This window comes from Xenorhabdus bovienii (genome assembly GCF_024721015.1).
GTDB classification, from domain to species: domain Bacteria; phylum Pseudomonadota; class Gammaproteobacteria; order Enterobacterales; family Enterobacteriaceae; genus Xenorhabdus; species Xenorhabdus bovienii.
Genome location: NZ_JANAIF010000327.1, coordinates 1 through 437, shown reverse-complemented (window position 1 = coordinate 437; position 437 = coordinate 1). Strand labels below are relative to the sequence as shown.

Here is a 437-nt window from a genome sequence, read left to right as displayed (position 1 = left end):
GAAAGAGCTCACCACTCGGTTGACTGATAACTTCCAGATTTTAAAACCCGCCTCTTCAAGTTAATTGCGTATATATATGTTTCTTTGTCTTCATTTTCGGAATAATATAATTAAACGCAGCTTATCAAAATAAATTCGATACATATTTTTGTTAATCTAAATAAAGTTTCATAATAGTGATACACCCCCTTTTTAATTTTCTGCTGTTGCTGCAATGAGGCCGATTCCATGAAAACTTCCACACACTTAATCAATTGCCACATAAACTGACAGCAATGGTTCCGCGTTACTGTTTTATGTAGAGATTGCCATAGGCGTTCAATTTTATGGTTCTGTCGCATTAAGCGATCATCAGGTAAACTCCCCTGTTTTTGAGCGAGTCCAGAGCGATGCCCCTGATCCGAAAAGCGTTCAAACGTCTGCACTACCCTGTTGAT

Annotated in this window: 1 pseudogene; it reads right to left on the bottom strand. The window is 38.2% G+C overall.

What is annotated here, in order from left to right:
- Positions 1–110: 110 nt before the first annotated feature.
- Positions 111–437, bottom strand: a pseudogene (locus NXS07_RS20835) (hypothetical protein); the annotation flags it as partial.